Source organism: Paracoccus sp. BR5-17 (assembly GCF_055693925.1).
On the sequence record NZ_JBVFUV010000003.1, the window covers coordinates 661,175 to 677,496 of the forward strand.

At 69.3% G+C, this 16,322-nt stretch carries 15 protein-coding genes and 1 pseudogene; 2 read left to right on the forward strand and 14 right to left on the reverse strand.

Annotated elements, in window-relative coordinates; genetic code table 11:
- Nucleotides 1-25: 25 nt before the first annotated feature.
- Nucleotides 26-2,359, forward strand: a complete 2,334-nt coding sequence (locus ACZ1HC_RS04575; RefSeq protein ID WP_472698946.1) for a heavy metal translocating P-type ATPase — start codon at nt 26-28, stop codon at nt 2,357-2,359.
- 39 nt (nt 2,360-2,398) lie between these two features.
- Nucleotides 2,399-2,878, forward strand: coding sequence for a DUF411 domain-containing protein (locus ACZ1HC_RS04580; RefSeq protein WP_472698947.1), 480 nt, complete (start codon nt 2,399-2,401; stop codon nt 2,876-2,878).
- A 195-nt stretch (nt 2,879-3,073) separates the two neighbouring features.
- Here the strand turns inward: ACZ1HC_RS04580 and ACZ1HC_RS04585 are convergent, their stop codons facing one another.
- The 14 genes and pseudogenes from ACZ1HC_RS04585 to ACZ1HC_RS04650 form a co-directional block, all read right to left on the reverse strand.
- A complete protein-coding gene (locus ACZ1HC_RS04585) occupies nt 3,074-3,331 on the reverse strand; it encodes a hypothetical protein (protein ID WP_472698948.1) in 258 nt (85 codons plus the stop codon).
- The gene (locus tag ACZ1HC_RS04590; protein ID WP_472698949.1) at nt 3,328-4,002 is read right to left on the reverse strand and encodes a YcbK family protein; all 675 of its coding nucleotides are present in this window, start codon (nt 4,000-4,002) and stop codon (nt 3,328-3,330) included. The genes ACZ1HC_RS04585 and ACZ1HC_RS04590 overlap by 4 nt, the downstream gene beginning before the upstream one ends.
- Nucleotides 4,003-4,074: 72 nt before the next feature.
- Nucleotides 4,075-4,362 (reverse strand): DUF6127 family protein, encoded by a 288-nt coding sequence (locus tag ACZ1HC_RS04595; protein WP_085378178.1) that lies wholly within the window; start codon nt 4,360-4,362, stop codon nt 4,075-4,077.
- 20 nt (nt 4,363-4,382) lie between these two features.
- A complete protein-coding gene (locus ACZ1HC_RS04600) occupies nt 4,383-5,459 on the reverse strand; it encodes a DUF2793 domain-containing protein (RefSeq protein ID WP_472698950.1) in 1,077 nt (358 codons plus the stop codon).
- 7 nt (nt 5,460-5,466) lie between these two features.
- Complete coding sequence (locus ACZ1HC_RS04605) at nt 5,467-9,432, reverse strand: baseplate multidomain protein megatron (protein ID WP_472698951.1); 3,966 nt, start codon at nt 9,430-9,432, stop codon at nt 5,467-5,469.
- A gap of 10 nt (nt 9,433-9,442) precedes the next feature.
- Entirely contained in the window at nt 9,443-9,889 is a 447-nt protein-coding gene (locus ACZ1HC_RS04610) for an NlpC/P60 family protein (RefSeq protein WP_472698952.1), read from the reverse strand.
- Nucleotides 9,886-10,770, reverse strand: a complete 885-nt coding sequence (locus tag ACZ1HC_RS04615; RefSeq protein ID WP_093359545.1) for a DUF2163 domain-containing protein — start codon at nt 10,768-10,770, stop codon at nt 9,886-9,888. The genes ACZ1HC_RS04610 and ACZ1HC_RS04615 overlap by 4 nt, the downstream gene beginning before the upstream one ends.
- Nucleotides 10,767-11,393 carry a DUF2460 domain-containing protein gene (locus ACZ1HC_RS04620; RefSeq protein ID WP_083548837.1) on the reverse strand — a complete coding sequence of 209 codons (627 nt, stop codon included), beginning with the start codon at nt 11,391-11,393 and terminating at the stop codon, nt 10,767-10,769. Before ACZ1HC_RS04620 ends, ACZ1HC_RS04615 begins: the two co-directional genes overlap by 4 nt.
- Nucleotides 11,393-13,810 (reverse strand): phage tail tape measure C-terminal domain-containing protein, encoded by a 2,418-nt coding sequence (locus tag ACZ1HC_RS04625; protein WP_472698953.1) that lies wholly within the window; start codon nt 13,808-13,810, stop codon nt 11,393-11,395. Before ACZ1HC_RS04625 ends, ACZ1HC_RS04620 begins: the two co-directional genes overlap by 1 nt.
- Entirely contained in the window at nt 13,803-13,961 is a 159-nt protein-coding gene (locus ACZ1HC_RS04630; protein ID WP_419181863.1) for a DUF7697 family protein, read from the reverse strand. The genes ACZ1HC_RS04625 and ACZ1HC_RS04630 overlap by 8 nt, the downstream gene beginning before the upstream one ends.
- A gap of 68 nt (nt 13,962-14,029) precedes the next feature.
- Nucleotides 14,030-14,467, reverse strand: a complete 438-nt coding sequence (locus ACZ1HC_RS04635; protein ID WP_083548835.1) for a hypothetical protein — start codon at nt 14,465-14,467, stop codon at nt 14,030-14,032.
- Nucleotides 14,467-15,408 (reverse strand): annotated as a pseudogene (locus tag ACZ1HC_RS04640) (phage tail tube protein). The gene ACZ1HC_RS04635 and the pseudogene ACZ1HC_RS04640 overlap by 1 nt, the downstream one beginning before the upstream one ends.
- A 24-nt stretch (nt 15,409-15,432) precedes the next feature.
- The gene (locus ACZ1HC_RS04645; protein WP_197644523.1) at nt 15,433-15,849 is read right to left on the reverse strand and encodes an acyl-CoA transferase; all 417 of its coding nucleotides are present in this window, start codon (nt 15,847-15,849) and stop codon (nt 15,433-15,435) included.
- A complete protein-coding gene (locus ACZ1HC_RS04650) occupies nt 15,846-16,271 on the reverse strand; it encodes a MerR family transcriptional regulator (protein WP_165054027.1) in 426 nt (141 codons plus the stop codon). Before ACZ1HC_RS04650 ends, ACZ1HC_RS04645 begins: the two co-directional genes overlap by 4 nt.
- Nucleotides 16,272-16,322 lie beyond the last annotated feature (51 nt).

Here is a 16,322-nt window from a genome sequence, read left to right on the forward strand (position 1 = left end):
CGAAATACTGAAAGGCTGGCAAAACATGGAGCATGATCACCAACACGCGGCGCCCGATATCCCGGCGGGGACAGAGACGGCGAAGGACCCGGTCTGCGGGATGACGGTCGCGGTCAAGACGGACGGGCGTCACGCCGCGTTCCAGGGCGAGACCTTTCATTTCTGCTCGGAGAAGTGCCAGACCAAGTTCAAGGCGGATCCGTGGTTCTATGCCTCGGGCCGGGCTGCCGGGCAGAAGAAGGCTGCTCCGGCCAACGTCCAGTACACCTGCCCGATGCATCCCGAAATCGTTCGCGATGCGCCGGGGTCCTGCCCGATCTGCGGCATGGCGCTGGAGCCGATGGTTCCCTCGGACGAGCCGAGCGAGGAGTTGACCGACTTCACCCGCCGGATGTGGATTTCCGCCGCGGCGGCGGTGCCGCTCATTATCCTGACGATGGGTGAACTGGTCGCGCTGCCGGTGCGCGACTGGATCGGGCATCAGACCGCCAGCTATCTCGAATTCATGCTGGCCACGCCGATCATCCTCTGGGCCGCCTTGCCGTTCTTCCGGCGCGGCTGGGACTCGATCGTGAACCGCAGCCCCAACATGTGGACGCTGATCAGCATCGGCGTGGCGGCGGCCTATCTTTACTCGATCGTCGCGACGTTCCTGCCGGGCCTCTTTCCCGAACAGTACCGGATGGGCCACGGCGTCGGCACCTATTTTGAGGCGGCGGTGGTGATCGTCGCGCTGGTCTTCGTGGGTCAGGTGCTGGAACTACGAGCGCGCGAACGCACAGGTGACGCGATCCGCGCACTTCTGGATCTGGCGCCCAAGACGGCGCGGCGCATCCTGCCGGACGGCACCGAATACGACGCGCCGCTGGAGAACATCATGGAGGGCGACCGGCTGCGCGTGCGCCCGGGCGATGCGGTGCCTGTGGACGGGACGGTGATCGAGGGTCGGTCTTCGCTGGACGAGAGCATGCTGACCGGCGAGTCCATGCCGGTCGAAAAGGGCCCGGGCCATGCGGTGACCGGCGCCACGATCAACAAGAACGGTTCCTTGGTGATCGAGGCGGGCAAGGTCGGGTCCGACACCGTTCTGGCGCAGATCGTGGCGATGGTGTCGAACGCGCGCCGCTCGCGCGCACCGATCCAGGGTCTGGCCGACCGCGTGTCGGCGGTGTTCGTGCCAACCGTGGTCGCCATCGCCATCATAGCCTTCATAGTCTGGATGATCTTCGGGCCGGAACCCGCGCTGGTCTTTGCCATCGCCTCTGCAGTGTCCGTCCTCATCATTGCCTGCCCATGCGCGCTTGGCCTTGCGACGCCGATCTCCATCACCACGGCCGCGGGGCGCGGCGCACAGGCGGGCGTGCTGATCAAGGACGCCGAGGCGCTGGAGCGTATGGCGGGTGTCGATACGCTCATCGTCGACAAGACCGGCACGCTGACCATGGGCAAGCCGAAGCTGACGGACGTTGTGGCGCTTGGCGACACCGCCGAGACAGACCTGCTGTCGCTGGCCGCAGCTCTGGAGCGCGGCTCGGAACACCCGCTGGCTGAGGCGATCGTTGAGGGAGCCGAGGCGCAGGGTGCGCCGCGTCAGGAGGCCACGGACTTCGACGCCGTCACCGGAAAGGGCGTGCAGGGCCGCGTCGGTGGGCGCGCGGTGGCGCTCGGCAACGCGGCGATGATGCGGGAGATGGGGCTCGACACCGCGCAGGCCGAGGCAAACGCCGACACCCTGCGCACCGAGGGCAAGACGGCGATGTTCGTCGCACTTGATGGCGCGCTCGTCGGCATCGTGGCGGTCGCCGACCCGATCAAGGACAGCACCGCGCAAGCCATCAGGGAACTTCATGCCCAGGGTCTGCGGGTCATCATGGCGACCGGCGACAACGAGCGCACGGCCCAGGCGGTGGCGGGCAAGCTCGGCATCGATGAAGTGCGTGCGGGCATCCTGCCCGAGGCAAAGAAGGACCTGATCGACCAGTTACGCCGCGACGGCCACAAGATCGCCATGGCGGGCGACGGGGTGAACGACGCGCCCGCGCTGGCCGCGGCCGATGTCGGCATCGCCATGGGCACCGGGGCCGATGTGGCGATGGAAAGCGCAGGCATCACCCTGTTGGGCGGCGACCTGATGGGCATCGTGCGGGCGCGCAAGCTCGCCCGCGCCACCCTGCGCAACATCAGGCAGAACCTGTTCTTCGCCTTCGCATACAACGCGCTTGGCGTCCCCATCGCCGCCGGGCTGCTTTACCCTGTCACCGGACTTCTGCTCTCGCCGATGATCGCCGCGGCGGCGATGAGCCTGTCGTCGGTCTCGGTGATTACCAATGCGTTGCGGCTCAGGCGGGTCGATCTCTGACCTGTCAGTCCACCCATGCAATCTCGAAAGGAAGATGAGATGAACCAAGACACTTTTTCCCGCCGCACGCTTCTGGTCGGCGCAGCTGCGCTGGTGGCTGCGTCGCCCTTGAGGGCTCTGGCGCAAGGTGCCGGACCGGCGATCCACGTGATGAAGGACCCCAACTGCGGCTGCTGCTCGGCCTGGATCGAGATCCTCGAAAACGACGGCTTCGTCGTCACGACGGAGGCAAGCGCCGGAACGCTTCTGATGCGCTACAAGCTGGACAACGGGATCCCGCAGGAGATGGTCTCCTGCCATACGGGTCGCGTGGATGGCTACATGATCGAGGGCCACGTGCCCGTTGCCGACATTCGCCGTCTGCTGGGGGAACGCCCTGACGCTATTGGCCTCGCAGTGCCGGACATGCCCTTTGGGTCCCCCGGGATGGGGCCGGAAAGCGAGCGCGAAGCCTACGACGTGTTCCTCATCCGAGGCGATGGATCGACCGAAGTCTTCACCAGCTACGCTGCCGCGTGACTTTGAAGCTGGACATGCACCGGTTCTGATCAGGGACGAGAACACAGGCGCGCCTGCTCCCGCATAACGGCGTAGTCGCTCAGCATCTCGCCAATGACCGAACCATGCGGCAGCAGGGCCAGTTCCTCGGCCGCCCGAGCTTGGAAATCACTGCTATACTCGGGGACCGGCGGACACGCCCGGACGCCGCCAAGGTCAGAAGCGCCCGTCGCGCAGCCGCTCAGCCAGATCGTCACGAGACCGAGGGCGATGCGCCGCCGCCTCGAGCATCCTTCGTTGTGCATCATGGCTTCTCTCCGTGGTCTCGAGCTGCTCGGCCAGCCGGCCGGCGCGCTCGCCGGAACGGCGCAGGGCCAGCAGGAACAGAAGGATCGCGAACGCGGTGACGCCGTAGCGCAGCGCCGCCCGCATCCACGGACTCGCGACGATCCCGCTGAGGAGCGCGGCGATCACCGCTGCCCCCGGCGCCAGTCGTCGAGACGCGCGTAGATCGTGACCGCGATGCCGCCCAGCGCCACGGCGATGAACACCCAGCGCAGGGTGTCGAGATACGGCACCAGCGGCAGGATGGCGGTCTGGGTCTCGGCCAGGACGCTCTGCGCCACCTCGACGCCCGCAGCACCCAACGTCGCCACGCCAGCCGCCCCGCCACCCTTCATGGTGCGGCTGTCCGCCAGAACTTCCCGCGCGGGCGGGATTTCCGCCGCGAAGGTTGTCTGCCGAACGGGGAACCGCTCGCCCCACTGCCGCGCGGGGCCGAGGTCGATATGGATGAACCCCGATCGCGGGTAGAACCCGAAGCCGAGGAACCCGAACTCGCGCGCTGCGGCCTCGAACGCCACCGGGTCATGGTTCGCCATGGCGATGTCGAAGGCGGCGCCGTCGAGATGCTTCGACCGGGTCGCGCCGCCGACGGCGCGGTTGTGCTCGGGGCTGCGATAGGCGGAACGCACGATCAGCGGCTTGCCAAGCCGGTCACGAAGCGCCTGCAGCTTGTCGAGGGCGGGCTCGTTGACAAGCAGCTTGCCGGTGCCCCGGCAGGCGATCTCGGCCGGGCTGAAGTTCGGCCAGCGCCACGCGCTCTCCGGGACGTTGCGCCAGTGGCGGTAGAAAGTCTTGGTCATGGGGGTCCTCCAAAACGAAGAAACCCGCCTCAAGGGCGGGTGCGGTTGGGTCGATGAATTGAATGGGCGCGGCTACGGGCTGCCGCCGAAGATCTTCAGCTTGATGGCGATGCCCGCGAGCAGCGCCAGCATCACGCCGGTGGTGATCATGCGGACGGCGGTCTGCATGGCGGTGCGGCGCACCAGGCGGATGCAGTCCACCAGCGATCGCAGATCGCGGATGTCGAGCGCGGCCTCGTCGCCGTCGAGGCCAACATCAGCCAGCGCGCGCTTCGCGCCTTCCTCGGCCGCTCGCGTCAGGATCGCCTCGAACTCGGCGTCCGGCATGCGCACGAAGCCCTCGGATCGGGGTGGTGTCATCGGGATCCTCCTTCCGCCGCTCAGCCGATCTTGCATCCCCAGAAGGACGTGTGGTCGGCCGCGAAGTAGCCGTCCGCGACCCGGAAATACCCCTGCAGCTCGACGGTATCGCCCGCTGTGAGCGGGACCATGGTCTGCAGCCAGATCGCGGTGGCGAGCGAGACATGGGTGGCGGAGATTTCGCCGAGGGAGCCGCGGATTTCGGTCGTGCCGTTCAGCACAAGCCGCCCGCGCATGCGGGCCGTGGCGCTGGCATTGATCTTGTAGAGCAGCGTCGCGCCGAAGAAGTAGGTGCCGTCCACGGGGGCGACGAAGTGATTGTTCGCGGCGTCGAACGCCCCCTGATCGTTGTAGTCGGTGTTGTTCAGGCCGATCTTCGTCCAGGTCCCGATGCCCACGTAGTTGTCGTAGTTGGTCCAGGCCTTGAAGCGCGGCAGCCGGGGCTGGTCTACGATGCCGTTGGCGTTGTCGACGCTGAGCCCGTCGAAGAAGGTGCTGCCATCGGCCGAGACCGCCAGCCGGAAGCGGTCCGACCCGAAGAGGCCGACCAGCGCCTTGGTCACGAAGCCGGTCTGCAGCGTCAGCCCGAGATCGTCGCCCGCCGCCTCCTTGTTCATGGTGTAGAACAGATCGCCGGTGCCGCCCTCAGCGACGCTCTTGGCGGTCCAGAGCGCCGCGTTCAGCTTGGCCGAGAACGGGTTCGAAGCGTCAGCCGTGGTGCCGATCCCGAGCAGTGCCATGTTCTGTAGCGCCGCAGGCGTGGTCCCGACCCAGCTCGCGCCGTCGTAGACGAGCAGCAGCCCCTCGTCCTCGACCCACGCCCGCCACCCGCTCCGCGGCGGCAGACGCAGCCACGCGCCGTCCGTCCAGAGCGCCACGTTCAGGTCCCAGCCCGCCCAGTCGCCCGTCGCGCTGGAGCCGACGATGTAGCGGTCGCCATCGGCGGGCGAACCAGGCGGCGCGGTCAGGTCCCGGTCGAGCACCGAGAGCTGGACGAGCCCGTCGAGCAGCCGCAGCGCCTCGTTGTGGGTGACGTGCTTCTGGGCCTGCGCCGCAAGAATGTAGGGCAGCAGGAGATGGGTCGTGGCGTCGGACATGGGAACCTCAGATGGTCAGCGTGACGGCTTTCGGCGCGCCCCGCCCGACGAGGGCGGAGAGCTGGAAGATACGGACGGTGAGAGCATCGCCGGGACCGAGCAGCGCGCCCCAGTCGGCGGTCTGCTGGGCGGCGGTGTAGACAGCGCTGGTGGTGGCGGTGCTCAGCACCCGCTTCACGGTGGCGCCGTCGAGGATCTCGACCTCGTAGGCCTCCAGTTCCTCGGCCAGCGGCACCTCCAGCCCGCCCCAGCTGTCGGCGGCGAGCGCGCGGGACCGGCGTGTCCAGCGGATCGTCAGATCGCCGGGCGTGCGCGGCCTGCGCCACGGCTGCTCCACATGGGCGACCGAGAACGGCCGCAGTCCGACGCCCTCGGGCGTGAAGGACTGCGCGACGTAGGTCTCGTCGCTGACCGGTCGGCTCGCCGGGCCGATGCGCCAGTTCCACGGGATGCCGAGATCAGCCTCGGCGATCGGCAGGGACGCCAGCGCGGTGTCCAGCACGACGACCCGCGCTCCCGCAGGCGCCGGGTTGCCCATGGCGCCCTCGGTGCCGCGCTGGCCCCGCAGCAAGCGTGTCAGACGATACCGGCCGGGCGCCAGCAGCTCGGCCGCACCCGCCTGGACGATCTCCCAGACGCCGGGCGCGCTCTCGATGGCCAGCGCGTTCGCCCCGCCGAAGAGCGTCAGGTCGGTGACGCTCTCCAGCGTGCCGGTCAGAAAGTCGACAACAAGCGCATTGCCGAGGTCGAAGCGCGATGTCGGCCCCGCGAAGAAGTCCGAGACCAGCGCACCGATCCGGGCGCGGCTGCCGAATGTCGTCAGCAGCTCGAAGCCATCGGTCGAGGGGCTGCGGAACACCGCCATCTCGCCCGGCCAGGGAACCGCGTTCGCGGCGACCAGCGGCCGATGCGCGGGCTGGTCCTCGGTAAGCTGCGGCAGGTCCATCAGCACCGCATCCGGTGCGCCGAACACCACGGCCCGCGTCAGTGATGCCGCGCGGGGATCGCCGGGCGGCAGGTCGTAGGTCGCCCGATCCTGGCGGACCGCCTCGATCCCGCGCGCCTCGGCGTCGGCGATGGAGACGAGCCGCAGATCGACCAGCCGCCCGTCATGCTCCAGCCGGATCGCGTCGCCTGGATCGAGCGCAAGCCGCGAGGGCGGCAGTCGGAACGCCGCCGTCTCGCGTCCCACCCACGCCTCCGTCAATGCGCGGCGGCAGCGGCGCTCGGCCTCCTCGGGCGGGACCGCCATCGGGAAGGACTCCGAGGTGACGCGCGTCGAGTCCACGGTGATGCGCCGCGCTTCGACGAGGGCCGCGTCGTAATCCTCGTCCGCCCGCGCGACCTGCCACTTGAGCGCCTGCGGCAGTTCGGTCTCCTGGCCGCGCGTCAGTTCCAGCACGTCGCCCTCTCGGGCGGCGACCAGATCGTCGGGCGCGAAAGTTGCCACAGAGGCCCGGCCGCGCATGACGAAGCGGATCACGCCTTCGGTCTCCACCGCGTCGAAGCCGAAGTGGCGCGACAACGTGGTGATCGAGGCGCGCGGGCTTTCGAGCGCCGTGATGGCGTAGCCCTCGACCGCGCCCCAAAGCCCGGTGACGTCGATGCGGTCCTCGGGCAGACCGGCGCGCAAGCAGAGATGCCGGACCAGTGCGGCCAGCGACACCGCTCCCAGCCGACCGGTCAGCCAGTGCCCAAGCCGCCAGTTCGCGCCGTCCGTCCAGACATCGGTCAGCGCCGGGAAGAAGGGATAGGGCCGCGCGTCCCAGGTCCAGGCGGCGCATTCGGGGACGTGCACCATCCGGCCGCCGTAGACGGCGGAGATCGGGTTGTTCGCGGCCTCGCCCCACCAGAGGTACGTCGCCTCGAGATAGGCGCGCTGGATCGCGTCATCGCGCCATCCCCGCGAGAAATGCGGCGTGAAGCTTTCCGACGACTTCGGGTCGAAGAAGACGTTCGGCTGGTTCGTGCCCCGGTCGATGGCGGGACAGCCGAGCTCGGTGAACCAGATCGGCTTGGATTGCGGTGCCCACGCCGTCGGAGTCTCGCTCTCCACCCCGCCCGGGCGGTCGTAATGCGGGTTCGACCACCAGGCGCGCAGATCCTTGTAGCGGAAGACCCACGGCTTGGCCGCCGCGCCGTCTGTGATCGCGGTCCGGAGCTGCGCGGATCGGTCGGCCGCGCTGGCGTAGAACCAGTCGAAGCCTTCACCGCCCGCGATGTTCGCCTGCAGATAGGCCCGGTCATGGATCGCGGGCCAGGACTCGGCCGCGTCGAGATGCTCGAAGCCGTCGCGCCAGTCGGAGAGCGGCATGTAATTGTCGATACCGATGAAATCGACGTTGCTGTCCGCCCAGAGCGGATCGAGGTGAAAGAACACGTCGCCGCTGCCATCGCCCGGCTGGTGCCCGAAATACTCCGACCAGTCGGCGGCGTAGCCGATCTTCGTGCCAGCCCCGAGAATGGCGCGCACATCGGCGGCGAGCGCCTTGAACGCGGTGACGGCGGGATAGCTGCTGGCACCCGAGCGGATGGTGGTCAGGCCGCGCATCTCCGAGCCGATCAGGAAAGCATCGACCCCGCCTGCCACCGCGCAGAGATGGGCGTAGTGCAGCATCATGCGGCGCAGGCCCCAGTCCCCGGACGGGCCGGTCCAGGAGACGGTGTCGCCCGAGATCGCGAAGTCAGAGGGGGCCGCGCTGCCGAAAAAGGCTGCGACCTGGCTCGACGCCTTGGCCGTCTTGTCTACGCTCCCGGCATAGCCTGCCGCGGGCGAACAGGTGATCCGACCGCGCCAAGGGAATGTGGGCTGGCCGGTCTCGGCGGCATTATCGGAATACGGGTTCGGAGCCAAGTTGCCGGGCGGCACGTCCATCAGGATGAACGGGTAGAAGGTGACGCGCAGCCCGCGGGCCTTCATCTCCTGGATCGCCTGCACCACCGCGAAGTCGGACGGCGTGCCGCCATAGAGCGGGCGGTCCTGGTCGTCGCGGCTGACAAGGAAGGCGCTGGCGCGGCTGACGCCGTTCACCGACCAAGTGGCGGGCGTGGTCGACTTGGCCGTCACCTCGACGCCGGGCCGCACCTTGCAGGACTCTGCGCGCAGATCGTCGCCAAACCAGGCAACGACCAGGCTGACGCTCTCCACCTTCGGCGCCATCGCCTGCAGCCGGTCGATGGCCTCCACCATGTCGGTGGAGTCGGCCAGCGCGTTCAGGTTCTCCGGCACCGTCGCGCCGCCGTCGGTCTTGCGGATGGTCTGAGTGGCATAGGTGAACTCGCCCGAGGCGGGGATCATGGTGACGGCGCGGGTCAGCCCCTCGGCGGTGTCGGGATCGGCGAGCGGGCGGAACACCTCGAAGGAAAGCTGCGGCAGCCGGTTGCCATAGGTCGCAAGCGGCAGCTCCTCGAAGACGACATAGGCCGTGCCGCGATAGGCCGGCGTGTTGGCCGCCCCCATCTTCGCGGCGATGAACGGATCGGCCGCCTGCGCCTCACTTCCCGGATACCAGCGCCAGGTCACGCCGGAGAGGTCCATCGGCTTGCCGTCGGCCCAGATGCGCCCGATGCCGGTGACCGGGCCCTCGCAGAGCGCCACGGCGAAGCTGGCATAGTACAGATACTCGGTGGTTTTGACCTTGCCGCCCCCGCCGCCCTTGCCGCCGCCCTGCGTGGTGGTTTTCGTCTCCTCGCGGAAATCCGTCGCCCAGATGATGTTGCCGCCCATGCGCATGCGCCCGTAGAGCCGCGGGATGACCGCGCCCTCGGTGGCCGAGGTGATGCGCAGCGTGTCGAGCCGCGCGCCCTCGATGCGCTGCGTGGGCGCCAGCGACGAGATGATCCAGCTGTCGACGACCGAGCCGATGCTGGAGCCGATGAAGCCGCCGATGGTCGCGGCGCTGACGCCGAGGATCGCGCCGCCGATCGAACCGCCAATGGCGGCGCCAGCGGCACCGAGAACGAGGGTGGCCATGTCGGGGGTCTCAGCGTTGCGGGAAGAGGAAGGCGAAGGCGATGCGCCGCCTCCAGCTCTGGGTGAGCGGTTCCTCGATCACGCCGAGCCGCTCGTAGGCGTGCAGGAATGCGCCGGGCCCGGTGAGGATCCCGACATGCTTGGCGATGGCGCGGGGCCTCATGCAGAAGAGGACCAGCGCGCCGGGACCGGCCTCGGCAGGCGACACCTCGATCATCATGCGCCGCGCGCCTTCGGCCAGAACCTCGCGCGGGCCGGTCTCGCCCCAGTCGCGGCTGTAAGGCAGAATCGGGAACGGCTCCGGCCCCACCACGTCGCGCCAGACCCCCCGCGCGAGCCCGAGGCAATCGCAACCGACGCCGCGCAGGCTGGCCTGGTCGTGGTACGGCGTGCCGAGCCAGGAGCGTGCGACGGCGACGACACGCGCGGGGTCGGCCGATGCGAGAGGTTGCGTCACAGCACGCCTCCCTCGTGGCCGCCATCCTTGGTGGCGTAGCGCAGCACGGCATCCTGGCCGGGGATGTGCGGGAACCCCCGGAAGTTGGCCGTGTTGGCGAACCTGGCGCCGCAGGTCTCGATCCGCTTATCGCAGCCCGCACGGATGGTGAAGGCATTGCCCTCGGAGATCTCGCGCACCGGCGCCTCGAGAAGGGTCAGCACGGCGATGCCGTCCGTCACATCATGGCCGAGAACCTCGGCCCGACGCCCCGCGTTGGAGCCACTGGTCCATTCGATGGTCCCGAAGGTGAACCAGCCGGAGGCGAAGCCGCCGAGGCCCGAAGCGGTGAAGGCGCGGTCGCGTAGAAGGTCGATCACGACGCTCGTGCCCTTGAACGCCGGGTTCTCCAGATCGACGCCGCAGCGCGCATCGCCGAGCGCGGCATCGCAGGTCGCCTGGAACGTCCGCCCGATCGTCTGGCCAAGCACATGCGCGAGCGAGCGGACTTCGGCGACGAAGGCCAGCCGCCCGCGCCGGATCTGGCCGATGGCCCCGCGCCGCATCAGCACGCGCTGGTTCGTGTCGGCCCAGTTCACCCGCCAGACTTCGACCTCGGCGTTATCCCAGCGGCCGTCGAGGATGTCGGTCTCGGTAATCCGGTCCGAGGTCAGCACGCCCTCGGCGTCCTGCGCATCGACCGAGAGGTCCGAGCCGGAACGGACCTCGGAGGCCGTCAGCCCGCTCTCGGGCTCGAAATCCGTCCCCTCGAAGCTGAGCGTCCGATCGTGGTCGGTGAAGCCGAAACTCGTGCCGTCGGCGCGCACGATCCGCCAGCACCAGGCGAGCGTCGTCGTTCCCTCGTCGAGATGGGCCTGCAGGTCGGGGTCGAGGGACTTCATCGGCGCAGTTCCAGAAGCGGGATGGAGGTGATCGAGCCGAGCCGCTCGAGGTCGAGCGTCACGTCGAGCGCGTCGGTGTCGAAACGGACCGGCACGTCGAACTCGAAGCCCGCGGTGATGGCGGCGCCAGCGCCCGGCGCGGTGCTGAAGGTGACGACGCCGGTGGCGGTGTCGACCGACCAGCCGGAAGGCTGCTCGACCCCGCCGAGCGCGATGCGCGCGGTTCCGGTCACCGGCTTCGCGACGGCGCGCGTCCAGGATTGCGCACCCGAGGCGTAGCGCTTGACCAGCTGGAAGGCGGTCGTCGCGCCGTCGCCCGTGCCGATAGACTGATCGGTGGGCGACGGCGTGCCCGAAGGCAGGCAGGACTTGTGGTCACCCCAGTCCTTGAACCGGAAGCCATGCAGGCGGCCATTGCGCGCCTCGAAGAAGGCGACGACGGCGGCCAGATCGTCGGCGCGGCGGATGCCATAGGCGACATCGTAGCGGCGGCGCGAATTGGCCCAGCTGGCGTTGCGCTCCTCGTCGCCCGAGGCGAGCTCGACGATCTGCGTGCGCCGCTCCGGTCCGCCCCGCGCACCTCGGCTGATGTTGTCGGGAAACCGGACCTCGTGAAACGCCATCACATGCCCCTCCGACCGAGCGACACGGCGCGGGCGATATCCGCGGCGACCTGCGTTCGCGATTGCCGGAAGCTCTCGGCGTCGCGGGCCATGATGGTCACGTTGACCCCGCCGCCCGCGCCGTAGCTCTGTGCCTCCCGCCGCGACAGCACCCGCTCGCCGCGCTGCAGGATCGCGGGCACCTCGTCATGGCGCAGCCCCGCCATGCCGCCGCTATGCATCCGAGGCGCGGCGGCAAAGGCCATGGCCGGGACCATGCGCGAGGGCCCGGCCGCGCCGACCATGCCGCCCGCATGCAGGACGTTGGCGAAGATGCCGCCAGCACCAGAAAACACGCCCGAGAGCGCGTTGGCGATCGGCCCGAGGATGAACCGCCGCGCCGCCAGCTGCGCGAGATCGGCCAGCAGCGAGGTGACGAGATCGCGGAAGTTCAGCTTGCCGGTCCGCACGAACTGGCCGACGGCGTTCTCGGCCGACTGGAAGGCGCCGACGAGGCTCTGGCCAATATCGCCGCCGATCTCGCGCGCCTTGCTGGCGTAGTCCGACAGCGCCGCCGTGACCGCCTGCCAACCGGTGACGGCAGCCTCGGACGCGGTCTCCGCTGCCGCAGCAGCAGCCCCGGCCGCCGCGCCTGCACCTGTCGCGGCGCGACCTGCATCGCCGAGTGCCGTCTCCAGCCGCTCGGCCGCACCCGTGGCCTCGGTCAGCGCATCGCCGCTCGTCTCGTCGGTTCCCCGCACGGTATCGCGCAGCGCCTGCCAGCTTTCCAGCGGCGCGCGGGCCCCTTCGGCCAGGTCGCGCGCGGCCCCGCGATAGAGGTTGGCGGACGCGAGCGCCCGGTTCGCCGCCTCGGTCAGGCCGAGGTCCGGGGCCGTGAGCGGGTTGTCCTCGAAGGCCATGTCGAAGGCCGCCTGCGCCGCTGTCGTGGCAGCACTGGCCGCACCTTCGAAGCGGTTCTCGATCTCGCCGAGGTCGAGGTCGGGCACCAGCGAGATGCGCCGCTCAGACCCGAGCGCTTCGAGCCCCTGATTGATGCCGCCGATGAAGCCGTTGATGCGCGACACCACGCCGTTCAGCATCGCCTCGACGCCGTCGACCAGGCTGTTGGCTGCCTGGAACGCCAGATCGCCGATGGCGGCGGGCAGCAGACCCCAGATCGCCTTGATCGCCTCGTAGGCGCCCTCGAACGTGTTCGCGGCGGTGTTGCCGAAACCCACGACGCTCTCGATGGCGCTCTGCATGCCGGATGCGGCGTCGGCCTTCAGGTCGAAGAACATCGCCGTGGCGGCCGCGCCCGCAGCCGCTGCGCCCATCCTGATGCGCTCCCAGACCTCGACCGCGACGTCTTTCAGCAGCGACATCGCCCCGCCGAAGCCCCCCGCACCGGAGACGAGCCGGGTGAACTGATAGACAAGCTCGCCCGCGCCGACGATCAGCGCCCCGATGCCGGTCCGGATCAGCGCCCCGCGCAGGACGACCAGCGCCGTGGCGAGGCCGCGCACGGAGAGCGCGGCAGCGGCCATGCCAGCCACCCAGCGGCCCGCGAGGAAGGCCGCGAAGGTCGCGGCATAGGTGGTCAGGCGGCCGATGTTGTCGAAGAGACCGCGGATCGCGATGCCGAGCGGCCCGGTGCGGCTGGCGACCGCCGCCATGGCGTTGGCGACGGCTTCCAGCGCAGGCGCTGCGGCAACCGCCAGTTGGTTCGATAGCCCGCGCCAGATCAGCCCGAGCCTTGATATGGCGTCGTTCGTGCGCTCGATCTGGTCGGCATCCTGTTCGGAGACGACGACGCCGAAGGCGAGCACGTCCTCCGTCGCCTGGCGCAGCGTCGCCGTGTCGATCCGCGACATGGCGATGGAGCCTTCCTCTCCGAAGAGCTGGCCTGCCACGGCGGCACGTTCGGCGGCAGGCACGAAGCTCTCGATGGCGGCGTTGATGGCACCCACACGCTGGTCCAGCGGCAGCGCGATCAGGTCGGTGGCGGAAAGGCCAAGCCGGTCGAGCGCATCGGCGGCAGGGCCGGTCCCGGCGGCCGCCTGACTGAGACGGCGCGTCAGATCCTTGGTGGCCTGCTCGATGCCGGACATGGAGACGCCCGCCAGATCGCCCGCGCGCTCCAGCGTCTGGATCGAGGCGACGGTGGTGCCGAGCGACTGCGCCAGCTTCGCCTGCGCATCGACCGTCTGCAGGCTGGACCGGATCATCGCCACGCCAGCAGCGGCTGCGGCGGCCACGGCAGCGGCAGCCGCGACCCGCACCCGCCGCGAGAAGGCCGCGAGCCGGGCGTTCGCGGCTTCCATCTCCCGGCTCAGCCGTCCGAAGCCGCGCGACCCGGCCTCGCCCACGCCTTCGAGTTCGGCGCGCACCTGCCGTCCGCCCACGGCCGCGAGGCGGACGCTGACCCTCTTCTCAGCCATGGGAATGATCCATCTTTTCGTTGAGCTTGGCCACCATCACCGCTTCGATGACGGGCAAGAGTTCACCCGCAGCAGCGGGCGGGACGCCGAGCGCATTTCCCAGAGCGAGGGCCGCGGACAGGTCCCAGCCGACCACCGCGCCGGGCAGCACGCGCAACTGACCGCCGAGGCGGCCGACGAGATCCCAGACCTGCCAGCCCTCATGGGTAAGCGGCCGGTTCAGGCGCGTCGGGCAGTCTTCGCACGCTTGCGCGCAGGCTTCGCAGTAGCGCTCGCCCCCGCCGAAGGACCACTCGGCGAGAGCGCGGAGGCGTTTTTTTCCTGTTCCAGCAGCAGGCCTTTGGACACGTAGGTCAATTGGAAGGCCTCGAAGATCGGCCAGACGTCGAGCAGCGCGTCGATGGCCTCGGGGGTGGGATCGATCGGGTTGCCGTCGGCATCGCCGATGCCCTCCCAGCCGAGCACAGCCCGTCGCGCCAGCGCCTTGGCGAAGGCGACGGCGCGCTCCTCGTCGGAAGCCTCCTCGGGCACCGCCTCGACGGCGGGGTCGCTGCGCGTCGCGACCATCAGGGCGGTCGTCAGCGGGCGCAGTTGCACCCGGACGCCGGGGGCGAGGTCATGCCAGCGCGGCGCGTTGGTCAGGTCGAGCGTCAGCATCAATACGTCTCCACGTCATTCACGAGGGTGGCGGTGCACATCCGGCCGACGACGCTGTCGCGCGCGGCCTGCCAGTCGAAGGTCGCCTGCACGCCCTGTGGTCCGGAAATCTCGATGCGCGGACGCGGCAGGTAGACGGCGTGCACGGTGAAGGTGAAGCTCTCGCCCGAGGGCAGGACATAGGCGAACTCCATCTCGCAGGCCTCGCCGTTGATGGCCTGCGTCACCAGCGTCTGGTCGGCGAAGCGCACCTCGATCCGACCGGTCAGCGCGGCGATGGACGGGTCCGCTCCGTCGATCCGCCCGTCGCTGCGGATGGTCTCGATCCGGTCGAGATTGTTCGCGTAGGTGATCTCGGCCGAGACCACGTTGCCGAGCGCCGAGCCGTTCCGCGTGATCGCCCCGTTGAAATGGCCGAAACGCTTCAGCTCCAGCGCGGCGGGTGTTCCGGCGCTCGTCGTCGTGCCCACGGCCTCGCCCTGCGCCACCAGCCGCGCCGTCGCGGTCAGCAGGCCCGAGCGCTGCATCTGCCAGCTGATCTGGTCGAGCACGCAGCCCGAGTACATCGCGTAGCGCGGCACCTCGGGCATGCCGGTTTCGATCGACATGCTGGGCAGCGTCCATGACCCCGACTGTTACTCGTGGCTGTAAGGGGCTTCCGCGCCGGTGGTCGTCGGCGTGCCGAAGGCGGCCTTCAGCCAGAAGCCCAAAGCCTCGGCGTCGAGCGGCACCACGACATCGCCGTCGGCAGTGACGGCGTCCTTGATCGGCGCCAGAGGGTCGCGGCCGTAGCCGAGAAGTTCCGAGTTCAGCAGCGGCTGCTCCGCCCCCAGCGAAGTGCTGGCGAAGGGCATGCGCGTGAAGCCGCTAGCCGGCGGCGTTCCATAGGTCGTCTCGAACGCAAGCGCCATCAGCGCCCGCGCCCCCTGGGCTCGTGCCATCGTCGTCTCCTGTGGTCGGTTGGATCAGGCCAGTTGGTCGGCCGTGGAATAGTGCAGCACCACCGGGATCACGGCGGCCTTCAGGCTGGCCGCGCCCTCGACCGGCAGATCGACCGGGCGCGGCGCTTCCGCCTCGACCCAGTCGCAGAGGCCGCCGAGTGTGCGGTCGATCGAGAGCGCAGCCCCGATGCTGGCGATCAGCGTGTCGAAGTCAGCGTCACGGTCGGTGCCCTGCACGACCGCCTCGATCTCGGCGCGGTGCTGATAGTGGTAGGCGAGCGGCGACAGCGTCACTTCGGGCTCTCCCGGCTCGCCATCGCGCAGGATCAGCAAGCCATTGGTCGGTACGCGCTCGGGCAGGACGTCGCCGCGCAGGGCGGTGGCAGGCAGCGCCGAGAGCCGCGTGTGCAGCGCGGCGAGGATGGTTTCGCGAGGGGTCATGGATTGGCGGACCTGGAAATTGCGTCGAGCACCGGACAGTCCGGAACCTCGGCGCCCGAACACTTGGATGCGGTCTCGGTGAGGACGATTTCGATGCGCCTGAGATCCGCGATCCTCGCGCGGACATCGGCAAGGTGGCGCTCGGTCCGCTCCTTGACCTCTGCGCAAGTTGGCGCGGCACCGTCTTCGAGCCCCATGAATCCGCGGATGTCCTCCATCGAGAACCCGAGTTCGCGCGCGCGCAGGATGAAGCGCAGGCGCGTGGCATGCACAGAGGAGTAGATGCGGTAGCCTGCGCCCGTCCTGGGCGGGTCGGGCAGCAGGCCAGTCTTCTCGTAATAGCGAATCGTCTCGATGTTGCAGTCGGTCGTCCGAGCTAGGTCTCCGCGTGTAAGGCCGCTCTCGCTCTCGTGATCGGTCATCGGCCAGTTTCCCCTTGAGCCTGTAGTTGCTACAGACCTTACACCTCTCAT